The 460-nt window shown below is 38.9% G+C and carries 1 pseudogene; it reads right to left on the minus strand.

The features are described 5' to 3' along the window. Nucleotides 1–460 (minus strand): annotated as a pseudogene (locus HMPREF3182_RS02775) (hypothetical protein); the annotation flags it as partial.

Below are 460 nucleotides of genomic sequence, written 5' to 3' on the forward strand. Positions count from 1 at the left end.
GCAAATTCAACCGTTTCTTTCTTATCTTGACCTAAAGCAACGTTAGCTCTGTTATCGGCTGTATCTTGACCTACCAAAATATCGAAACCTTGATTTGTCTTGTACAATTGACCGCCATTGACAGCTTCTTTACTGTTTTCAGACACATCGCCGGCTTTTACATTCTTGATAACTGTGCCATTTGTATCGCCACCTAAGGTAACAGAGTTTTTGTCGACTTCACCAGTATCTTTTTTATCATACTTAACAGAGAAATCATCGGTAGCAGTCGCTTTATTCAAAATTGCTTTCAATTGACCTTGGCTCGCTGCTTGATCATCTTTTAATTTGCTCAAATCAGTTGGCAAGGTTGTATTGGAAAGTCCGGTAATCACCTTTTTTTCTCCATCTACGGTGATACTGTCTGTACTATTCGATGGACCGAAAGTCATTTTCTTGATGTTTTCGATAGTCTTAGCGT

Source organism: Megasphaera hutchinsoni (assembly GCF_001553405.1).
In the GTDB taxonomy this organism is placed as follows: Bacteria; Bacillota; Negativicutes; order Veillonellales; family Megasphaeraceae; genus Megasphaera; species Megasphaera hutchinsoni.